This window comes from Rhodopseudomonas sp. WA056 (genome assembly GCF_010906995.1).
Classification (GTDB): Bacteria; Pseudomonadota; Alphaproteobacteria; order Rhizobiales; family Xanthobacteraceae; genus Rhodopseudomonas; species Rhodopseudomonas palustris_G.
This window is the reverse complement of the sequence record NZ_QPFS01000093.1, coordinates 1-20,293: the sequence shown is the minus strand read 5'-3', so window position 1 is coordinate 20,293 and position 20,293 is coordinate 1. Positions and strand designations below refer to the sequence as shown.

17 protein-coding genes are annotated in these 20,293 nt (G+C 65.5%); 14 read left to right on the top strand and 3 right to left on the bottom strand.

The window, feature by feature from the left end; translation table 11 throughout:
* The coding region (locus tag DU475_RS17160; protein ID WP_164632815.1) for a TonB-dependent receptor family protein at positions 1-1,796 on the top strand (1,796 nt) is incomplete at its 5' end.
* A gap of 20 nt (positions 1,797-1,816) precedes the next feature.
* Complete coding sequence (locus DU475_RS17155; RefSeq protein WP_164632814.1) at positions 1,817-2,251, top strand: EF-hand domain-containing protein; 435 nt, start codon at positions 1,817-1,819, stop codon at positions 2,249-2,251.
* A 201-nt stretch (positions 2,252-2,452) separates the two neighbouring features.
* Here the strand turns inward: DU475_RS17155 and DU475_RS17150 are convergent, their stop codons facing one another.
* Positions 2,453-4,054 carry an ABC transporter substrate-binding protein gene (locus DU475_RS17150; protein ID WP_164632813.1) on the bottom strand — a complete coding sequence of 534 codons (1,602 nt, stop codon included), beginning with the start codon at positions 4,052-4,054 and terminating at the stop codon, positions 2,453-2,455.
* A gap of 206 nt (positions 4,055-4,260) precedes the next feature.
* Between DU475_RS17150 and DU475_RS17145 the strand changes: the two genes are divergently transcribed.
* The 7 genes from DU475_RS17145 to DU475_RS17115 all read left to right on the top strand — a co-directional run bounded on the left by DU475_RS17145 (position 4,261) and on the right by DU475_RS17115 (position 11,599).
* A complete protein-coding gene (locus DU475_RS17145) occupies positions 4,261-5,922 on the top strand; it encodes an ABC transporter substrate-binding protein (protein WP_164632812.1) in 1,662 nt (553 codons plus the stop codon).
* A gap of 155 nt (positions 5,923-6,077) precedes the next feature.
* Positions 6,078-7,031 (top strand): ABC transporter permease, encoded by a 954-nt coding sequence (locus tag DU475_RS17140; protein ID WP_164632811.1) that lies wholly within the window; start codon positions 6,078-6,080, stop codon positions 7,029-7,031.
* A gap of 19 nt (positions 7,032-7,050) precedes the next feature.
* A complete protein-coding gene (locus tag DU475_RS17135) occupies positions 7,051-7,941 on the top strand; it encodes an ABC transporter permease (protein WP_013500602.1) in 891 nt (296 codons plus the stop codon).
* A 4-nt stretch (positions 7,942-7,945) separates the two neighbouring features.
* Positions 7,946-9,004 carry an ABC transporter ATP-binding protein gene (locus tag DU475_RS17130; RefSeq protein ID WP_164632810.1) on the top strand — a complete coding sequence of 353 codons (1,059 nt, stop codon included), beginning with the start codon at positions 7,946-7,948 and terminating at the stop codon, positions 9,002-9,004.
* Positions 9,005-9,017: 13 nt separating this feature from the next.
* On the top strand, positions 9,018-9,212 hold the full coding sequence (locus DU475_RS17125; RefSeq protein WP_047309290.1) for a hypothetical protein: 195 nt from the start codon (positions 9,018-9,020) through the stop codon (positions 9,210-9,212).
* Complete coding sequence (locus DU475_RS17120) at positions 9,209-10,621, top strand: amidase (RefSeq protein WP_164632809.1); 1,413 nt, start codon at positions 9,209-9,211, stop codon at positions 10,619-10,621. Before DU475_RS17125 ends, DU475_RS17120 begins: the two co-directional genes overlap by 4 nt.
* Positions 10,622-11,599, top strand: a complete 978-nt coding sequence (locus DU475_RS17115; protein WP_164632808.1) for an ABC transporter ATP-binding protein — start codon at positions 10,622-10,624, stop codon at positions 11,597-11,599.
* A 27-nt stretch (positions 11,600-11,626) separates the two neighbouring features.
* On the opposite strand, the gene cysC is transcribed toward DU475_RS17115, so the two are convergent.
* Positions 11,627-13,537: an adenylyl-sulfate kinase gene (gene cysC / locus DU475_RS17110; RefSeq protein WP_164632807.1), complete on the bottom strand. Its 1,911-nt coding sequence runs from the start codon at positions 13,535-13,537 to the stop codon at positions 11,627-11,629.
* A gap of 21 nt (positions 13,538-13,558) precedes the next feature.
* Positions 13,559-14,353, bottom strand: a complete 795-nt coding sequence (gene cysD, locus DU475_RS17105) for a sulfate adenylyltransferase subunit CysD (protein ID WP_164632806.1) — start codon at positions 14,351-14,353, stop codon at positions 13,559-13,561.
* 394 nt (positions 14,354-14,747) lie between these two features.
* Between cysD and DU475_RS17100 the strand changes: the two genes are divergently transcribed.
* The 5 genes from DU475_RS17100 to DU475_RS17080 all read left to right on the top strand — a co-directional run bounded on the left by DU475_RS17100 (position 14,748) and on the right by DU475_RS17080 (position 19,730).
* Positions 14,748-15,488, top strand: coding sequence for a phosphoadenylyl-sulfate reductase (locus DU475_RS17100; RefSeq protein WP_142884119.1), 741 nt, complete (start codon positions 14,748-14,750; stop codon positions 15,486-15,488).
* 124 nt (positions 15,489-15,612) lie between these two features.
* The gene (locus DU475_RS17095) at positions 15,613-16,602 is read left to right on the top strand and encodes a sulfate ABC transporter substrate-binding protein (protein WP_013500594.1); all 990 of its coding nucleotides are present in this window, start codon (positions 15,613-15,615) and stop codon (positions 16,600-16,602) included.
* A gap of 333 nt (positions 16,603-16,935) precedes the next feature.
* Positions 16,936-17,772, top strand: coding sequence for a sulfate ABC transporter permease subunit CysT (gene cysT, locus DU475_RS17090; protein ID WP_164632805.1), 837 nt, complete (start codon positions 16,936-16,938; stop codon positions 17,770-17,772).
* Positions 17,773-17,776: 4 nt separating this feature from the next.
* On the top strand, positions 17,777-18,694 hold the full coding sequence (gene cysW / locus DU475_RS17085; RefSeq protein ID WP_041807021.1) for a sulfate ABC transporter permease subunit CysW: 918 nt from the start codon (positions 17,777-17,779) through the stop codon (positions 18,692-18,694).
* Positions 18,684-19,730: a sulfate/molybdate ABC transporter ATP-binding protein gene (locus DU475_RS17080; protein ID WP_164632804.1), complete on the top strand. Its 1,047-nt coding sequence runs from the start codon at positions 18,684-18,686 to the stop codon at positions 19,728-19,730. Before cysW ends, DU475_RS17080 begins: the two co-directional genes overlap by 11 nt.
* Positions 19,731-20,293: the final 563 nt, after the last annotated feature.

The following is a 20,293-nucleotide window of genomic DNA, read 5'->3' as shown; positions in this document are numbered from 1 at the left end:
GGCAAGCCGAGGCGATCGAAGTGTATCGCGGCTACATGGCCAACCGGCTCGGCGCCACCGTGCTGAGCGGCGCGATCAATTTCGTATCGCCGACCGGATCGAGCCAGCCCGGCGTGCAGATGTCGGTGAGCGGCGGCAGCTTCGGCCAGATCAACAGCAGCGCCCAGATCGGCACCAAGAAGGACAATGTCGACGCGTTCCTGCAGTTCGACACCACCCGCCGCGACGGCTTCCGCGACTACAATGCGTCGGACCGCACCAGCCTCAACGCCAATGTCGGCATCGCGCTGTCGGAGAACGTCAAGACCCGGTTCTTCCTGGGCTACACCGATCTCGGATTCGACGTCGCAGGCCCGATCAACAAGGATGCGCTGTTCGCCAATCCGCGGCAGACCGCGACCGGCCCGACCGTGGTCAACGGCGTCGCGATCAATCCGGGGCCGAACGCGGTGCGCGACAAGCCGCGGCGCGACGCCAGCCAGTTCATGATCGGCAACCGCACCACCGCGACGTTCGACGCCCATCTGATCGACATCGCGCTCGGCTACACTTACACCGACGACACCTTCCGGTTTCCGATCTCTTCGGGGGTGCGCGCCACCAAGGGCGGCGACTTCACCGGCCTGGTGCGCTACGCCTACAACCCGGCGGACGCGCTGCTGCCGTTGTTCGAAACCACCGCGCAGTACAGCGTCGGCTCGGCGGATCGCGACTACTATCTCAACCAGAGCGGCATGACCGGCGCGCAGTTCGGCAGCAACCGGCTCGACGCACAGACGCTGTCATTGTTCGCCGGCGCCAATGTGCCGGTGTGGCAGCAATGGACGGTGTCGCCGGCGATCTCCTACGCCTATGCGACGCGCGACAACGACGATCTCTACACCGCCGCGACGCGGCCGACCATCGCGTACAATCCGTCCAGGCCGAACGTGCTGCTGCCGAACGGAGCGGTGCCGACTCAGAACAACAGCTATGCGCGATCGTACTCGGGCTGGAATCCAAGTCTGGCGCTGTCGTACCGGCCGGACGCGACCCAGACCTTCTTCATTGCCGGCAGCCACAGCTTCGAGCCGCCGACCCACGACGACCTGATCGCCACTATCAACGGCACGCCGAATTCGAGCCCCGGCCGCCCGACGCCACCAAGCCCCGCTCTGGCGGCCGCGGCGTTCGCGACACCGAACCTGTCGGCACAGACCGCGGTCACGGTGGAGGGCGGCTGGCGCGGCCGCGCCGACCGGTTCTCGTGGGACGTCGTCACCTACTACTCCTGGATCGACAACGAACTGCTCAACCTGCGCGACGTCACCGGCGCCTCGCTCGGTGCGATCAACGCCGACCGCACCACGCATTTCGGCATCGAGCTCGGCGCCGGCATGAAGTTCACCGATCGGCTGTCGGGCCGACTCGCCTACACCTATCAGGACTTCCGTTTCGTCGACGATCCGCTGCGCGGCAACAACAGGCTCGGCGGCGCCGTGCCGCATCTGATCTACGCGCAGTTGCAATTGCAGGCGACCGACGCCTGGATGATGCAGGGCGCGGTGCGCTGGAGCCCGGCCAAGGTCGCGGTCGACAACATGAACACGCTGTATGCCGACCCTTACGCCGTGGTCGACCTGCGCAGCGAGTACCGGATCAACAAGACCTTCCGGGTGTTCGGCGAGATCACCAACCTGTTCGACAAGACCTATGCGGCGACCACGCTGGTGGTGGATCAGGCGCGCCCCGATCAGGCCGCCTTCCTGCCCGGCGACGGCCGCGGCTTCTACGCCGGCATCAAGGCGTCGTTCTGATCAACCAGCAAGGATACGATATGACCAAACGCCTTCTCGTGGCGGCCGCTGCGGCCGCCACGTTTCTCACGCCGGCGATCGCCGCGGACTCGGTCAGCCTGTCCCACTTCCTGGAGCAATGGGACATCAACAATGACGGCGTCGTGACGCTGGACGAGATCCGGGAGGGACGCGCACAGCGATTCTACGCCTTCGACGCCAATGCGGACGGTTATCTCGACCGCGACGAATACGCCCGCTTCGACAAGGTGCGCGACGCCGGGATCGCGCGGTTCTCGCCTGAGGAGCAGACCAAAATCCGGCAGATCGCCGACGGCCTGACTCTGCCGCGTAACGACGCCGACGGCGACGGCCGGGTGTCGCGCGCCGAATTCATCGACGGCAGCGTCGGCTGGATGAAGGAGATCGACAAGGACGGCGACGGTCGGCTGACGGCCCGCGACTTCCCGGAGTGACACTTCACCGGATGCGCTCGACCGGATTCGGAATCGGGCCGCGCCAACATTAGGCAGATGCTGCCGCAATGTTGGGCGGGCATCCGGAAGCGATAAGACCAGCTTTGCACAAGCGATAAGCAGCAATCTTCAGCGATAAGAAAAGGGCTGCGCACCATCATGCGCAGCCCTTATCGTCGTCGAAAATTTACGGACGCCCGACTACTGCAGTCCGATCGTGGTCAGATCCTGGAACCAGTGCTGCGCCTGGACGAAGCTCTTCACCTTCGGCGACAGCGCGTGCGGATTGGTGTCGTGCACCACCCACACCAGCGTGGCATCGTCGACGATCTGGGCATGCGCTTGAGCCAGCAGCTCGTCCTGCTTCTTGTCGTCGAAGGTCTGCTTGGCCTCGTCGATCAACGCATCGACCTTCGGGTTCTTGTAGCCGCCCCAGTTGACGCCGACCGGCGCCACCTGCCCGGAGTGGAAGAACCGCACGATCGCGTACAGCGGATCGGAGGTGACGTAGGCGACGTTGTTGGCGGTGATGCCGGCATTGGATTCGTCGGCCGCGCCCTTGCGCCAAGCGGTGTACAGCACTTCGAGTTCGACCACCTTGAACTCGACGTCGATGCCGATCTCCTTGAAGCTCTGCTGCAGGAACTCGTTCATCGGCAGCGACAGCATCTGGCCGGTGCCGCCGTTGGCGATGATGAAGGTGGTCTTCAGCGGCTTCTCCGGCGAGTAGCCGGCTTCCTTCACCAGCTTCTTGGCTTCGGCCAGATCGTATTTGATCTTGAACGACGGATGACCGAACCACGGGCTCGACGGATCGACCTGGCCGACCGCGGGCTTGGCGAGGCCGTTCATCAGGCCGACCACCGCGTCGCGGTCGATCGCAAGATTGAGCGCCTTGCGCAGGCGGACATCGGTCCAGGGTGAGCCGGGCAGCACGCTGAGGTGATAGTTCCAGACGTGCGGCGTGACGTTGTCGACGATTCGCATGCCGGCGGCCTTGAGCTGCGGCACGGCGTCGGGCGCGGGCGTTTCAATCAGGTCGACCTGGCCGGCCAGCAGTGCGTTGGTGCGGGTCAATGCTTCCGGCATCGGGATCAGCACCAGCTTGTCGGTCTTCGGCAGCCGCGACTTGTCCCAGTAGTCGTTGTTCTTCGTCAGCTCGGCGAGTTCGCGCGGCACCAGCTTGGTGAGCCGGAACGGACCGGTGCCGGACGGATTGGCGGCGAACTTGTCCCAATCCTTGCCGACCTTTTCATATTGCGCCGGGCTCGACACCAGGAACCACAGCATCTGATACGGAAAGAACGAGTCGACCGTCTTGGTGGTGATCTCGACCGTGTAGTCGTCGATCTTGGCCCAGCTCTTCACCGACGGCAGCCGGGTCTTCACCTGCGCGCTCTGCCGCTTGTCGAATTGCGGCGCCTTGTCGTTGAGAACCTTGTCGAGATTCCAGATCACCGCATCGGCGTTGAAGTCGCTGCCGTCGTGAAACTTGACACCCTTGCGCAGCGTGAACCGCCACTTGGTCTTGTCGGCATCGTCGACTTTCCACTCGGTCGCGAGCCCCGGCACGAGTTTGCCGGGCCGATCGCCGACGTTCATCTCCCACGCCACCAGCGGATCGTAGATCGTGTAGCCGGTGAACTGATACGCGCCGGCGCCGCGATCGGGCTGCCCGGTGGTCAGCGGAATGTCGGCCATCGAGATCCCGTAACGCACCACTGTTTCCGCACGCGCCGCGCCGATCGCACTCGCTGCGGCAAACAACGCGCCCAGCACCCATGAACTCTTAAGCCGCACCATCAACTGATCTCCTCATGACGATGGGCGAACCGCTTGCAATGGGCGCGCCACGCCCGCCCCGCAGTTTTGCATTGCGGCTCTGCGCGAGTTTTCACAGTCGCTGACTCGGATGACGGATGCACGCGACGGCAGCCTGCCGCTTTGGCTGGCACATGCATTGCATTGACCAGCCTGCCAATTAGTCACTGCGAAGGGACTCTCGTCGAATGCGTAATTCTCGTCTCAACAACCGCCGCGCTGTACTGCTCGCTCTGTCGATGGCAAGCGTCTTCATGATGCCGTCGCTGGCGTCCGCCGAATCCGTGCTGCGCATCGGCATGACCGCCGCGGATATTCCGCGCACGCTGGGCCAACCCGATCAGGGCTTCGAAGGCAATCGCTTCACCGGACTGACGATGTATGACGGCCTGACGATGTGGGACCTGTCGTCGGCAACCAAAGCGAGTGTGGTCATCCCCGGCCTCGCCACCGAGTGGAAGGTGAAGGACGATGATCACACAAAGTGGATTTTCAAACTGCGTCCGGGCGTGAAGTTTCACGACGGCAGTGACTTCAACGCCGACGCCGTGGTGTGGAACGTCGACAAGGTGCTCAACAAAGATGCACCTCAGTACGACCCGAGCCAGATCGGCGTGACCGCGTCGCGGATGCCGACCCTGGTGTCGGCGAAGAAGATCGACGACATGACGGTCGAGCTGACCACCAAGGAGCCCGACAGCTTCCTGCCGATCAACCTCACCAACCTGTTCATGGCGAGCCCGACCAAGTGGCAGGCGCTGTACGACAAGGCCGAGGGCGCCGACGCCAAGGCGAAGTCGACCGCTGCCTGGGCAGCCTTCGCCAAGGACGCGTCGGGCACCGGCCCGTGGAAGATGGCGAAGTTCACGCCGCGCGAGCGGCTCGAGCTGGTCAAGAACGACGGCTACTGGGACAAGAACCGCATCCCGCATGTCGACCGCATGGTGCTGCTGCCGATGCCGGAAGCCAACGCCCGCACCGCGGCGCTGCTGTCCGGCCAGGTCGACTGGATCGAAGCCCCGGCCCCCGACGCCGTGAAGGAAATCGAATCCCGCGGCTTCAAGATCGAGAAGAACGAACAGCCGCACGTTTGGCCGTGGCAGTTTTCGCGGATCGAAGGCTCGCCCTGGAACGACATTCGTGTTCGCCGCGCCGCCAATCTGTGTATCGATCGTGAGGGGATGCGCGACGGTCTGCTCGCTGGCCTGATGGTGCCGGCGACCGGCACATTCGAGCCCGGCCATCCCTGGCGCGGCAAGCCGCAGTTCCAGATCAAGTACGATCTGCCCGCGGCGCAGAAGCTGATGAAAGAAGCGGGCTACGGCCCGAACAAGAAGCTCACCGTCAAGGTGCAGACCTCGGCGTCGGGCTCCGGCCAGATGCTGCCGCTGCCGATGAACGAGTATCTGCAGCAGGCGCTGGCGGAGTGTTACTTCGACGTCAAGCTCGACGTGATCGAATGGAACACGCTGTTCACCAATTGGCGCCGCGGCGTCAAGGATCCGTCGGCGAACGGCTCGGATGCGATCAACGTCACCTACGCGGCGATGGATCCGTTCTTCGCGCTGGTGCGCTTCCTGCAGTCGTCGATGGCGCCGCCGGTGTCGAACAATTGGGGTTACATCAACAACCCGAAGTTCGACGAGCTGGTGAAGAAGGCGCGCACCACCTTCGACGACAAGGAGCGTGACGAAGTCCTCGCCGAGCTCAACGCCGCCTCGATCGACGACGCCGCGTTCCTCTACGTCGCCCACGACGTCGGCCCGCGTGCGCTCAGCCCGAAGATCAAGGGCTTCGTCCAGCCCAAGAGCTGGTTCGTCGACTTCTCTCCGGTGTCGATCGCGCCGTAAGAGGCGCTGCTGAAACCCCACCCGTCATTGCGAGGAGCGAAGCGACGAAGCAATCCAGCCCGGTGCACTGATCACTGGATTGCTTCGCTGCGCTCGCAATGACGGGGGAGACGTCTCGATCCGACTGACCGCATCCTCGTTCGAGTGAGAGTCCCGTGCTCGCCTATATCGCCCGCCGCATCGTCTATGTCGTTCCGATCGTCCTCAGCGTCGCGCTGGTGTGCTTCATGCTGGTGCACATCACGCCCGGCGACCCGCTGGTCGCCGTGCTGCCGGCGGACGCGTCGCAGGAGCTCGCGGCGCAGCTGCGCACTGCCTACGGCTTCGACCGTCCGCTGCCGGTGCAATTCGGGCTATGGCTGTGGAAGGCGGCGCACGGCGATCTCGGCACCTCGATCGCCACCGGGCGCCCGGTGCTGGCCGAGGTGATGCGTGCGGTCTCCAACACCGTGATGCTGGCAATCGCCGCGGCGATCATCGGATTCTCGTTCGGGCTGCTGTTCGGCCTGATCGCCGGTTACTTCCGCGACACCTGGATCGACAAGATGGCCACCGGCATCGCCATCGCCGGCGTCTCGGTGCCGCACTATTGGCTCGGCATGGTGCTGGTGATCGTGTTCTCGGTGCAGCTCAACTGGCTGCCCGCGGTCGGCGCCGGCCCCGGCGGCTCCGGGCAATGGGCCTGGGACTGGGCCCATATCCGCTTCCTGATCCTGCCGGCGATCACCACCTCGGTGATTCCAATGGGCATCGTCACCCGCACGGTGCGGGCGCTGACCGGCGATATCCTGTCGCAGGATTTCGTCGAGGCGCTGCGCGCCAAGGGGCTGCGCGAAACCGGCGTGTTCGGTCACGTCATCAAGAACGCGGCGCCGACCGCGCTCGCGGTGATGGGCCTTCAGCTCGGCTACATGCTCGGCGGCTCGATCCTGGTCGAGACGGTTTTCTCCTGGCCGGGCTCCGGGCTGCTGCTCAACTCGGCGATCTTCCAGCGCGACCTGCCGCTGCTGCAGGGCACCATCCTGGTGTTGGCGCTGTTCTTCGTGCTGCTCAATCTCTCGGTCGACATCGCCCAGGCGCTGATCGATCCGCGGATCAAGCGGGCCTGACGTCATGGGAGCACCGACGATGAGTTTGACCGCTGCCGACGCCGCACCGCAGACCGCCCCCGCCGGCAAAGCGCGCGGCTATTGGGCCAATGTCGGCCGGCGCCTGATCCGCGACAAGATCGCGATGACTTGCGGCGTCATCCTGCTGCTGATCGTGCTGGCGGCCGTGTTCGCACCTTGGCTGCACCTCGCCGACCCGTATCAGGGCTCGATGATCCGAAGGCTGAAGCCGATCGGCACCGCCAACTATCCGCTCGGCACCGACGAGCTCGGCCGCGACATGCTGGCCCGGCTGGTCTATGGCGGCCGGCTGTCGCTGTTCATCGGCGTGCTGCCGGTGATCTTCGCGTTCATGATCGGCACCTCGCTCGGGCTGATCGCCGGCTATGTCGGCGGCAAGGTCAACACCGCGATCATGCGGACGATCGACGTGTTCTACGCCTTCCCCTCGGTGCTGCTGGCGATCGCGATCTCCGGCGCGCTCGGCGCCGGCATCACCAACTCGATCGTGTCGCTCACCGTGGTGTTCGTGCCGCAGATCACCCGCGTCGCCGAGAGCGTCACCACCAGCGTCCGCAACATGGACTTCGTCGAAGCCGCACGCGCCTCCGGCGCCGGCGCCTTCACCATCATGCGGGTGCACATGCTCGGCAACGTGCTCGGGCCGATCTTCGTCTACGCCACCGGCCTGATCTCGGTGTCGATGATCCTCGCCGCCGGCCTGTCGTTCCTCGGTCTCGGCACCAAGCCGCCGGAGCCGGAATGGGGCCTGATGCTGAACACGCTGCGCACCGCGATCTACGTCAATCCCTGGGTGGCGGCGCTGCCCGGCGTGATGATCTTCGCAGTCTCAATCTGCTTCAACCTGCTGAGCGACTCGATGCGCAGCGCCATGGACATCAGGAACTGACGCGATGAGCAAAGCTGTCTCCGCAATCGCAGAAGTCGAAAAGTTCGAGCCGATCGAAGACATCGGCGGCGCCGCCCAGCCGCTGCTGCAGGTCAACGGTCTCACCAAGCATTTCCCGGTGCGCGGCACCGGACTGTTAGGCGGCGCCAAGACGGTGCGGGCGGTCGATGACGTCACCTTCTCGATCGCCAAGGGCGAGACGCTCGGCATCGTCGGCGAATCCGGCTGCGGCAAGTCGACCACCGCGCGGCTGTTGATGCACCTGATGCCGGTGACGGCCGGCGAGATCATCTTCGACGCCCGGCAGGTCGGGCGCGAGCTGAGCTTGCGCGAGCTGCGGCGCGGCATGCAGATGGTGTTTCAGGACAGCTATGCCTCGCTCAATCCGCGGCTGACGATCGAGGACTCGATCGCGTTCGGGCCCAAGGTCCACGGCATGAGCGACGCCGGCGCCCGTGCGCTGGCGCGCGAACTGCTCGGCAAGGTCGGCCTGCGGCCCGAAAACTTCGCGCATCGCTATCCGCACGAAGTCTCCGGCGGCCAGCGTCAGCGCGTCAACATCGCACGCGCGCTGGCGCTGTCGCCGCGGCTGGTGATCCTCGACGAGTCGGTCTCCGCACTCGACAAATCGGTCGAGGCGCAGGTGCTGAACCTGCTCGCCGACCTGAAGCGCGAGTTCGGCCTGACCTATCTGTTCATCAGCCACGATCTCAACGTGGTGCGCTACATCTCCGACCGCGTGCTGGTGATGTATCTCGGCGAAGTCGTCGAACTCGGCCCGGTCGACGAAGTGTGGGATCAGCCGGCGCATCCCTACACGCGGGCGCTGCTCGCGGCGATGCCGTCGTCCGATCCAGATCGCCGCACCGAGGTTCCGCCGATCACCGGCGATCCGCCGAACCCGATTGATCCGCCGGCCGGCTGTCGTTTTCATCCGCGCTGTCCGTTCGCCGAGGCGCTATGCTCGCAGGCCAAGCCGAAGCTGTCGTCGATCGGCGACAGCGGCCATCAGGCCGCGTGCTTCATGTCGATCCCCGGCTCGGGCCACAGCCGCGCCCCATAAGGAGAAATCAGCAATGATCAAACCCGACCCCGTCACGATCAAGACGATGGCGGCGATCGCAGGACTTCCGGTCGACGACGAGGTGGCGGCGCGGATCGCCAATTCGATCGGCCCGGCATTCGACGGCTTCACCCCGGTCGCCGGTACGCTGCCGTTCGATCTCGAACCGTCCACCTACGTCGTGGCGCAAAACGAGGGCGCGCGATGAGGCTGAGCGATCCGGCGCTGCTGACGCTGACCGAAGTCGCTGAGGCGATCGCCGCGAAGAAACTGTCGTCGCGTGACGTCACACAGGCCTGTCTCGACCGCATCGCGCGGGCGCAGCCGAAGCTCAACGCCTTCATGGCGATCGAGCCTGAGAACGCGCTCGCCGCAGCGGATGCGGCGGACGCCGCGCTGGCCAAGGGCGAGCGCAAAGGCCCGCTGCACGGCGTGCCGCTGGCGCACAAGGACATGTACTACGAGACCGGCTTCGTCGTGACCTGCGGCTCCAAGGTCCGCCGCGATTTCGTCGCCACCACGACCTCGACCGCGCTGCAGCGGCTGAAGGACGCCGGCCAGGTGCGGCTCGGCAGCCTGCAGATGTCGGAGTTTGCCTACGGCCCGACCGGCCACAACGCGCATTACGGCGCGGTGCGTAATCCGTGGGGGCTCGACCACATCACCGGCGGCTCGTCGTCGGGCTCCGGTTCGGCAGTCGCCGCGCGGCTGACGTTTGCGGCGCTCGGCTCCGACACCGGCGGATCGATCCGGATGCCGGCGCATTTCTGCGGCGTCACCGGGCTGAAGACGACCGTAGGGCTGGTCAGCCGCGCCGGCGCGATGCCGCTATCGCATTCGCTCGACACCGTCGGGCCGCTCGCTCGGACTGCCCAGGATTGCGCCCTGCTCACCGGGCTGATGGCCGGCGCCGATCCCGCCGACCCGACCGCCTCGCACCGCCCGGTGCCGGACTATCTGGCCGCCACCAAACAACCGCTGCAGGGCATCAGCATCGGCATTCCGAAATCGTTCTATGTCGACGATCTCGATGCCGAGGTCGCTCGCGTGCTCGACGACACCAAGGCCGCACTGGTGCGCGAAGGCGTGCGTGTCATCGAAGTCGAACTGCCGGATCAGCGCCAGCTCAGCGCCGCCGCACAGCTCGTGCTCGCGGTCGAAGCCGCCGGCTTCCATGGCCAATGGATGCGCGAGCGGCCGCAGGACTACGGCCCGCAGGTGCTGATGCGGCTGCAGAACGCGCTGGCGATCCCGGCCGTCACTTATCTGGAAGCGATGCGCTGGCGCGGCGTCGCTCTCGCGGAGTTCGTCGCGGCGGTGGCCGGCGTCGATGCGGTGCTGGCGCCGGTGTCGCCGGTGCCTGCGCCGACGATCGCCGAGAGCGACGTCGGCAACAGCCTGAACGCCGAGGCCGTGATCCAGCGGCTGACCCGCTTCACCCGGCCGATCAACTATCTCGGCCTGCCGTCGCTGGCGCTGCCCTGCGGCTTCTCGAAAGCCGGCCTGCCGATCGGGCTGCAACTGATCGGCCGCCCGTTCGACGAGGCGGTGCTGCTGCGGATCGGCGCAGGCTGGCAGCGTGCCACCGATTTCCATCGACAATGTCCGGAGCTGTAGATGAGCAATCTGGTCGACATCCGCGATCTCAACGTCCGCTTCACCGGCGAGCGGACGGTCTACGCCATCAATGATCTCAACCTGTCGCTCGGCCAGGGCGAGGTCCTCGGCCTGCTCGGCGAATCCGGCTCGGGCAAGAGCGTGACGCTGCGCGCCCTGATGCGGCTGCTGCCGAAGAAACGCACCGCGATCACCGGCAGCATTCACGTCGCCGGACAGGACGTGCTGGCGCTCGACGACGAGGCGCTGTCGACGTTCCGCGGCCAGACCGTGTCGATGATCTTCCAGGAGCCGGCGCTGGCGCTCGATCCGGTCTACACCGTCGGCCAACAGATCGCCGAGTCGGTGATGCGGCACGAAGGCAAGAGCAAGCGCGAGGCGATGGCCCGCGCGCTGGAGATGCTGGAAGTGGTGCGCATCCCGTCGGCGAAGCGGCGGTTAGAGGCCTATCCGCACGAGATGAGCGGCGGCATGCGGCAGCGCGCGATGATCGCGCTGGCGCTGGCCTGCAAGCCGAAGATCCTGCTTGCCGACGAGCCGACCACCGCGCTCGACGCCACGGTGCAGATCCAGATCCTGCTGCTGCTACGCGAGTTGCAGCGCGAGTTCGGCATGTCGGTGATCTTCGTCACCCACGACATCGGCGTGGCGATCGAGATCTGCGACCGCGTCGCCGTGATGTATGCGGGACAGACCATCGAGCAGGGCTCGCTGCGCGACATCGTCCGCGAGCCGCAGCATCCTTACGCGCAGGGTCTGCTCGCCTCGACGGTGCATGGCGCCAAGCGCGGCGCGCGGCTGGAGACGATTCCTGGCGCGCCGCCCTCGCTCGACGCCAAGCCGGTCGCCTGCTCGTTCGCGCCGCGCTGCGCCCATGCCCAGCCGCGCTGTTCGGCTGGGCTACCGCCTGAGGTGGCACTCGGCCCGGGCCGGATGGCGCGCTGCGTCCTGGCCGAGCCGGCCGCGATGGTCGGCTGAGCGCGCAGCCGGCCGCCGGCTTGTGCTTCAGATGTGCGCCGCGAGGTCGGCCAGGTCTTCGATCAACACGTCGGTCTGCGCCAGCATGGTCTCGACCTGCCCCACGGCTTCGCTGACCGACAGGCCCGCGGTGTCGAGCACCAGTTCGCTGGTCGTCGGCGGCTGATAGTCGTTGCCGATGCCGGTGAAGTTCGGCAACCCGCCGGCACGCGCCTTGGCGTAGTGCCCCTTCGGGTCGCGCTGCTCGCAGACGTCAGCCGAGGTCGCGACATAGATCTCGCGGAAGCGATCACCGGCGATGCGCCGTGCCGCGGCGCGGTCGGCGAGCGCCGGCGATACTGCCGCAACGATCGCAACATGGCCATTGGCGGCCAGATGCGCGGCGAGCTCGGCGAGGCGGCGGATGTTCTCCGCCCGATCCGCCGGCGAGAAGCCGAGGTCATTGTTCAGTCCGGCGCGTAGCGTGTCGCCGTCGAGCAGGATCGGCGAGCCGCCGCGATCGAACAGCCGACGCTCGAGTGCCCGCGCGATCGTGGTCTTGCCGGAGCCCGGCAGCCCGGTGAACCACAACACCGCGCCGTTGTGGCGATAGCGCGCGGCGCGTTCGCCCGGCAGCAGCGCGGACTCCACCGGGACGATATCGGCGGTCGCGGCGCGCTGGCCGCTATCGACGCTGAGCACCAGACCGCCGCCCGCAATCCGGCCGTTGATTTCGATCACCAGTCGCCCGGTGCGCGGATTGCTATCGGCCGGATCGGCCGCGACCGGCTGAGACAACGACAGATCGATTTCGCCGACATGGTTGCGTTTGATCTCGGATGCGGCCTCGCTGGCGAGATCGCCGGGATCGACCGCCTTCTCGATCGCCACGACGTTCGCGCGGGTCTCGCGGGTGCCGAGCCGCACCAGCACCGAGGCGCCGGCGGTGAGCGGCTGATCGTGCAGCCAGAAAATCCGCGCGCGCAGCCGGCGGGTGTCGCGCGGCGCGGTGCCGGCATGGCCGATCACGTCGCCGCGTTCGACGAATAGTTCGCGGTCGAGCGTGATGCCGACCGAACGGCCGGCGCCGAACGAACCTGCAAGCGGCGTCACCGGCCAACCTTCGACGGTCTTGATCTTGGCGATCTTGCCGGCCGGCATGATGACGATGTCGTCGCCCGCCCGCAGATGCCCGGATTCGATACGGCCGGCGACGATGCGGCGATCGTCGAATTTGTAGATCGCCTGCACGGCGAGGCGCAGCGGCAACGCGTCGAGCGGCTGCGCCGGCGTCAGCTTGTCGATCGCCTCGACCACGGTCGGGCCGTCGTACCAGGCGATATTGTCGGTGCGCGCCGCCACGCCGTCGCCCTCACGGGCCGAGATCGGAATCACGGCGGTCGGCGTCACGCCGAGCGAGGTCAGATGTGCGGTGATCTCGTTGCTGATGTCACCGAACCGCGCCGCCGAAAACTCGACGCGGTCCATCTTGTTGACCACCACGGCGACCTGCTTGATGCCGAGCAGTTGCAGCAGATAGCCGTGACGCCGGGTCTGATCGCGCACGCCTTCGAGCGCGTCGATGATCAGCACCGCGCCGTCGGCCTGCGAGGCGCCGGTGATCATGTTGCGCAGGAATTCGGCGTGGCCGGGCGCGTCGATCAGCACCACGTCGCGCGACGGCGTGCGGAAGCGGATCTGGGTGGTGTCGATGGTGATGCCCTGGTCGCGCTCGGTCTGCAGCGCATCGAGCAGGAACGACCACTCGAACGGCATGCCGCGGCGGGCACTGACCGCCTTCAGCATCTCGAGCTTGCCTTCGGGCAGCGAACCGGTTTCGTGCAGCAGGCGGCCGACCAGCGTCGACTTGCCGTGGTCGACATGGCCGACGATGACGATGCGCACCAGCGGACGGACGGCGTCTGCGGCGAGCGAGGCGGGCGGAACGGCGATGGTCATGGCGTCACTCACGGGTGCGGATCACAGATAGCCGGCGACACGAAGCCGCTCGAACGCGTCCTCGGTTTCGTGGTCGAGCGCACGGCCGGCGCGCTCCGGCACCTTGGTGGTCTCGAGTTCGAGCAGAATCTCGTCGATCGAGGCGGCGTTCGACTCCACCGGGAAGGTGATGTCCTGGTCGCCGAGCGAGCGGTAACGCTTGCCGTTTTGCGACAGATACAGCGGGATGATCGGGATGCCTTCGCGCTTGGTGTAGGCCCAGATGTCGGCCTCGGTCCAATGCAGGATCGGGTGGATGCGCAGATGCGCGCCGGGCGGCGGCGAGGCGTTGAACTGATCCCAGAATTCCGGCGGCTGATCACGGACGTCCCATCCGCCCTCGGTGCCGCGCGGCGAGAACACCCGCTCCTTGGCGCGAGTGGCTTCTTCGTCGCGACGGATGCCGGCGATCAGTCCGTCGAAGCCGTATTTGGCCAGCGCAAGCTTGAGGCCTTCGGTCTTGCGGGCAGCGGAGCGCGCAGCCGGCGGCAGTGTCGGATCGACGCTGTCGATCGGCGGGCATGGATCGACGCGCAGATCGAGATCCCATTCCTTCGCGTAGGTATCGCGGAAGGCGTACATCTCGGGAAATTTCTTGCCGGTATCGACGTGGAGCGCCGGGAACGGGACGCGGCCGAAAAACGCTTTCCGTGCCAGCCAGATCATCACGTTGGAGTCTTTGCCGAGCGACCACAGCAGCGCCAGCTTCTTCAGTCGGGCGAACGCCTCGCGCAAAATGTAAATGCTCTGCGCCTCCAAGGCGTCGAGGTGATCCATCGCGCGGAGCTGATCCTCCAAAGGCGGCTCAGGGACCAAGCCCCGCGCAGGGACCAAGCCCCGGTCCGGGACCAGGGCCAGTGCGGCGGTTTCTCGCGCAGCGAGCGTCATGACAAGCTCCAGAATTAGCGGTCCCGATCAGCATCGGGCCAGTCGTGACTGCGGGTTCGCAATGCCGCCCGACGGGGGAGGAGAACGGGCATCTCTGGAACGCGCAGAACGGAGATGAAATTTCTATTTCGAACGCCGCATTTAGAAAGAATAATTTTCTATTTTGGCGCTTGCGCGATACTTAGATAGAAAATATTTCTAGTCAATCCTTCTTCGTGGATCAGCGCGTCGCTGAGCCGCGCAAGCAACGTGATCGATAGTGACGATCTGGACGCGGTGATCGATGACCGAACTGGCGCAGCCTCTTTCCTCCCCCACTACCGGCCCTGCCGGCCTGGAGTTGCGCGCGCAGGCGCTCGACGCCGCGTTGCGCGCCGCCTCGCCGGCCGAAGTGATCGCAGCAGCGCTGCGCGAGATCGGCCGCGACAAGCTGGCGCTGGTGTCGTCGTTCGGCACCGAGTCGGCCGCGCTGCTCAAAGTGATGGCCGATGTCGATTCAGCGATCCCGGTGGTATTTCTCGACACCGGCTGGCTGTTCGAAGAGACGCTGGCGTATCGCGATACACTCACCGCAACGCTCGGCCTGCGCGACGTGCGTTCGATCCGGCCGCTCGACACCGATCTCGACCGCGATGATGTGTCGCGCGAATTGTGGTTCTCCGATCCGGACAAATGCTGTCTGATCCGCAAGGTCGAGCCGCTGCGCCGCGCTCTCGCGCCGTTCGACGGCTGGATCAATGGCCGCAAGCGCTTTCAGGGCGGTGCGCGCGCCGACATTCCGGTGGTCGAGGCCGATGGCGCGCGGCTGAAGTTCAATCCGTTCGCCAACGTCACGCCTGCCGACATCTCGGCGATCTACGCGACCGCCAGGCTGCCGCAGCATCCGCTGCTGGCTGCTGGATTCCTGTCGGTCGGTTGCATGCCGTGTACCAGCCGCGCCGAAGTCGGCGAGGATGCGCGCGCCGGCCGCTGGCGCGGGCGCGGCAAGACAGAATGCGGCATTCACACGACGAAGACTTCATAGAACACTGCGGTCGCAACTAAGCGAACAATGAAATGCCGTTTCGTTGACTTGGCGTGCTTTGTTCGTGACCTTCGGCGCTCCGCGCAGACGACAACGACGTCGTCAGGCACAATGGAGACAATCGATGATCCGCCGCTTATTCCCCATCCTCGCCGGCTTGTTGGCGGCGACCGCCGCGAATGCCGCCGACATATCGCTGCTGAACGTCTCGTATGATCCGACCCGCGAGCTGTACGCCGATTTCAACAAGTCGTTCGCCGCGGACTATCGGAAAGAATCCGGCAACACCGCCACCATCAAGCAGTCGCACGGCGGCTCCGGTGCGCAGGCGCGTTCGGTGATCGACGGTCTGCAGGCCGATGTCGTCACACTGGCGCTCGCCTACGACATCGACGCCATCGCCAGCAGAGGGCTGCTCGCCAAGGACTGGCAGAAGCGATTGCCGCAGAATTCGTCGCCCTACACCTCGACCATCGTGTTCCTGGTGCGCAAGGGCAACCCGAAGGGCATCAGGGATTGGGACGATCTGCTCAAGCCCGGCGTCAGCGTGATCACGCCGAACCCGAAGACCTCGGGCGGCGCGCGCTGGAACTACCTCGCGGCCTGGGGCTATGCCTTGAAGAAGTCCGGTTCGCCCGAGGCGGCGCGGGATTTCGTCGCCAAGCTGTACAAGCAGGTTCCGGTCCTCGATACCGGCGCGCGCGGCTCCACCGTCACCTTCGTCGAACGCGGCGTCGGCGACGTGCTGCTGGCGTGGGAGAACGAGGCGTATCTCGCCGTCAAAGAATTCGGCGCCGACAAGTTCGAGATCGTCGCCCCCTCGCTCTCGATCCTCGCCGAGCCTCCGGTCACCGTCGTCGACAGCGTCGTCGACAAGAAGGGCACCCGCGCCGCAGCGGAATCCTATCTGAAGCACCTCTACTCGAAACAGGGCCAGGAAATCGCCGCGAGGCATTTCTACCGTCCGCGCGATCCTGACGTCGCCAAGGCGCACGAAGGCGCGTTCGCCAAGGTCGAATTGTTCACGATCGACGACGTGTTCGGCGGCTGGACCAAGGCACAGTCCGAACACTTCGCCGAGGGCGGCGTGTTCGATAAGATCTACAAGAACTGAGCGGCGTCATCGCGATCCGTGCCATGCGGCCGCGATTCGCAAGATTGGGGGCAGTATGCTTAGCACCGACAGCAACGCGCTCCCCTTCTGCGCGCAGATTCATCGCATGTGGATCGCATGTTTAGCCGCTGCATCGACAACGAGTCGTCCCCGCGCAGGCGGGGCCCCCTATCCCCTGGCTTCGCCAGTGAAGGAAGGCGTCTGCCGTTGGGCTTCAACCGAAACGCTGCGGAGTATGGGTCCCCGCCTGCGCGGGGACGACCCGCGGACAACCGAGGCACCACTCGCTGATGGCTTCCGCGCGTCAGCTCAGACGCATCCACAGGTGTCGCCATGACCAGCGCTGGGCGTCGCCGCTCCTTGCCCGGCTTCGGACTGACCATGGGGCTGACGATCACCTGGCTGTCGCTGCTGATCCTGATCCCGCTCGCCGGCCTGTTCGTGAAGACTGCCGAACTCAGTCCTGCGGAATTCTGGGCGATCGTTACCGCACCGCGGACCCTGCATGCGCTGAAGATCTCGTTCGGGCTCGCCTTTGCGGCGGCCTGCGTCAATCTGGTCGCCGGCCTGGTGATCGTGTGGGCGCTGGTGCGCTACCGTTTCCCCGGTCGCCGGATCTTCGACGCGATCGTCGATATTCCGTTCGCGCTGCCGACCGCGGTCGCGGGCATCGCGCTGACGACGCTGTTCGCGCAAAAGGGCTGGCTCGGCGCACCGCTCGCCGAACTGGGCATCAAGGTGGCGTTCACGCCGCTCGGCATCTTCCTGGCGATGATTTTCATCGGCATTCCGTTCGTGGTTCGCACTGTACAGCCTGTGCTGATCGATCTCGACGTCGAGATCGAGGAAGCCGCCGAGTCGCTCGGCGCCTCGCGCTGGCAGACGATCCGCCGCGTCATCCTGCCGAGCCTGGTGCCGGCGGCGCTGACCGGATTTGCCCTCGCCTTCGCTCGAGCCGTCGGCGAATACGGCTCGGTGATCTTCATCGCCGGCAATCTGCCCAATGTTTCGGAGATCGCGCCCTTGCTGATCGTGATCCGACTGTCGGAGTTCCGCTATTCCGACGCGACCGCGATTGCGGTCGTGATGCTGGTGTTTTCGTTCCTGATCATCTTCGTTCTCAACCGGATCCAGCATTGGGCGCAGTCCCGGTCGCTGGCCACGGCGTGATATCATGACGATGGTCGCAACCAGTCAAGTGAGGCGCCCCGTGCGCAGATCGGCCGACACGGCCGCGGCCCCCGCGGCTGCAACACGGCGCGCCGCGCACACCGAGCCGGCGTGGGTCCGGCTGCTGATCATCGGCTTTGCGGTCGCGTTCCTCACCGTCTTCGTCGTGCTGCCGCTGGTTCTGGTGTTCTCCGAGGCCCTCTCGAAGGGCGTCGGCTTCTACCTCTCGTCGCTGGCGGACGACGAGGCCCTGGCGGCGATCAAGCTGACGCTGATCGCGGCGGCGATTTCGGTCGGTCTCAATCTGGTGTTCGGCGTGATCGCCGCCTGGTCGATCGCGAAGTTCGAGTTCCCCGGCAAGACGCTGCTGATCACGCTGATCGACCTGCCGTTCTCGGTCTCCCCGGTGATCTCCGGCCTCGTCTTCGTGCTGCTGTTCGGCGCGCAAGGGTTCCTGGGCCCCTGGCTGCAAGCCCACGGCATCCAGATTCTGTTCGCTGTGCCCGCGATCGTGCTGGCAACCACTTTCGTCACCTTCCCGTTCGTAGCGCGCGAACTGATTCCGCTGATGCAGGAACAGGGACCGCTGGAGGAAGAGGCCGCGATCTCGCTCGGCGCCAGTGGCTGGACCACGTTCTGGCGCGTCACGCTGCCGAACGTCAAATGGGGACTGCTGTACGGCGTGCTGCTGTGCAATGCCCGAGCGATGGGCGAATTCGGCGCGGTGTCGGTCGTCTCCGGCCACATCCGCGGCGAGACCAACACCATGCCGCTCCTGGTGGAAATTCTCTACAACGAATACCAGATGGTCGCTGCGTTCTCGATCGCCTCGCTGCTGGCGCTGCTGGCGCTGGTGACGTTGATCGTCAAGACCGTCCTGGAAGGCCGGATCGAACAAGGGCTACATCCCGATGACCATTGAAGTTCGCAACATCGTCAAGAATTTCGGCAGTTTCCGTGCGCTCGACGATGTCGATCTGCGGGTCGAGTCCGGCGAGCTGATGGCGCTGCTCGGCCCGTCCGGCTCCGGCAAGACCACGCTGCTGCGGATCATCGCCGGGCTGGAATGGCCGGATTCCGGCGCGGTCACGATCGACGGCGAAGACGCGTTGGCGCGCGGCGCAGCGGAGCGCCATGTCGGATTCGTATTCCAGCACTATGCGCTGTTCCGGCACATGAACGTGTTCGAGAACGTTGCGTTCGGGCTGCGGGTGCAGCCGCGCAAAATCCGCAAGCGGGAGGCCGAAATCAAGAAACGGGTCGGCGATCTGCTCGATCTGGTGCAGCTCGGCTGGCTCGCCGACCGCTACCCGAACCAGCTCTCCGGCGGACAGCGCCAGCGCATCGCGCTCGCCCGCGCGCTGGCCATCGAGCCGCGGATCCTGTTGCTCGACGAGCCGTTCGGCGCGCTCGACGCCAAGGTCCGCAAAGAGCTGCGCGCCTGGCTGCGCAATCTGCATGAGGAAATTCACGTCACTTCGATCTTCGTCACCCACGACCAGGAGGAGGCGCTCGAGGTCGCCAACCGCGTGGTGGTAATGGACAAAGGCCACATCGAACAGATCGGATCGCCCGGCGACGTCTACGAGCGGCCGGCGTCGGCCTTCGTGCACGGCTTCATCGGAGAGTCGATCGTGCTGCCGGTCGAGGTCCAGAACGGTCGCGTCCGGCTCGGCGGCCGCGAGCTGGAGCTCGCAGCGGAGGACGCCGCTGCCGGTCCGTCGAAATTGTTCGTGCGACGCCACGACATCGCGGTTGGCCCGAGCGGTAGCGGCGTGTTCGAAGGCGCCGTGAAAGCAGTGCGCGCGTTCGGCCCGATGCAGCGCGCCGATATCGTGCTGAGCGGCGTCGCGGGCGACACGCTGATCGAGATCGACGCGCCGCGCGACCACTCGCTGAAGGCAGGCGATCGCGTCGGACTGCAGCCGCAGCGCTACCGGATCTTCGCCGACCGCTGACGCCTTCAATCGACGCAATTAGCAACGATTTGCAGATGACGCCCGCCCCCGGCGGAGCGGGCACGCAACTAATGACCTCGTAGCGTCATGATGCACCGGAGATGTCCGATCTCGGGATCTCACCGGACGTAGGACCTCGTACAATCCATGCGACAGAACGACGCAACAACCCTCGATCAGGAACCCTGAATTACCTTGTTGCGGCACCGCGTCACCGTAAAATTGATTAGTTCTAATGAAGAGTTAGCGCTCGAATCGAACGCGACTCTAAGGCACCCGAGTACGCCGTCTTGCTGCATATGCTAACTACCTGTCACATTTGATTTCGATCAAATACGAAGTTCCAAGCTGCGTGTGACGCTTAGTTCAACGATAACTAATCGTCTCCGGCAACGTCCGGCAATTTTCGCGATGCAGGAAACGCCTGCACCATCGGACTCTTTCAAACTGCCATTGATCTTCGAACCGACGTCGTTCGCCATTCGCGGACGCCGATCGCGGCTGGCTTGACGAATTTATTGTGCCACGAGCACATGCGGGGGACGGAATGGGGGGCTCTGGGG

Bases quoted from the DNA above. Each gene is read 5' to 3' on its own strand.
- DU475_RS17155 (WP_164632814.1), top strand. From the start codon at position 1,817: ATGACCAAACGCCTTCTCGTGGCGGCCGCTGCGGCCGCCACGTTTCTC.
- DU475_RS17150 (WP_164632813.1), bottom strand. From the start codon at position 4,054: ATGGTGCGGCTTAAGAGTTCATGGGTGCTGGGCGCGTTGTTTGCCGCA.
- DU475_RS17145 (WP_164632812.1), top strand. From the start codon at position 4,261: ATGCGTAATTCTCGTCTCAACAACCGCCGCGCTGTACTGCTCGCTCTG.
- DU475_RS17135 (WP_013500602.1), top strand. From the start codon at position 7,051: ATGAGTTTGACCGCTGCCGACGCCGCACCGCAGACCGCCCCCGCCGGC.
- DU475_RS17130 (WP_164632810.1), top strand. From the start codon at position 7,946: ATGAGCAAAGCTGTCTCCGCAATCGCAGAAGTCGAAAAGTTCGAGCCG.
- DU475_RS17125 (WP_047309290.1), top strand. From the start codon at position 9,018: ATGATCAAACCCGACCCCGTCACGATCAAGACGATGGCGGCGATCGCA.
- DU475_RS17120 (WP_164632809.1), top strand. From the start codon at position 9,209: ATGAGGCTGAGCGATCCGGCGCTGCTGACGCTGACCGAAGTCGCTGAG.
- DU475_RS17115 (WP_164632808.1), top strand. From the start codon at position 10,622: ATGAGCAATCTGGTCGACATCCGCGATCTCAACGTCCGCTTCACCGGC.
- cysC (WP_164632807.1), bottom strand. From the start codon at position 13,537: ATGACCATCGCCGTTCCGCCCGCCTCGCTCGCCGCAGACGCCGTCCGT.
- cysD (WP_164632806.1), bottom strand. From the start codon at position 14,353: ATGGATCACCTCGACGCCTTGGAGGCGCAGAGCATTTACATTTTGCGC.
- DU475_RS17100 (WP_142884119.1), top strand. From the start codon at position 14,748: ATGACCGAACTGGCGCAGCCTCTTTCCTCCCCCACTACCGGCCCTGCC.
- DU475_RS17095 (WP_013500594.1), top strand. From the start codon at position 15,613: ATGATCCGCCGCTTATTCCCCATCCTCGCCGGCTTGTTGGCGGCGACC.
- cysT (WP_164632805.1), top strand. From the start codon at position 16,936: ATGACCAGCGCTGGGCGTCGCCGCTCCTTGCCCGGCTTCGGACTGACC.
- cysW (WP_041807021.1), top strand. From the start codon at position 17,777: ATGACGATGGTCGCAACCAGTCAAGTGAGGCGCCCCGTGCGCAGATCG.
- DU475_RS17080 (WP_164632804.1), top strand. From the start codon at position 18,684: ATGACCATTGAAGTTCGCAACATCGTCAAGAATTTCGGCAGTTTCCGT.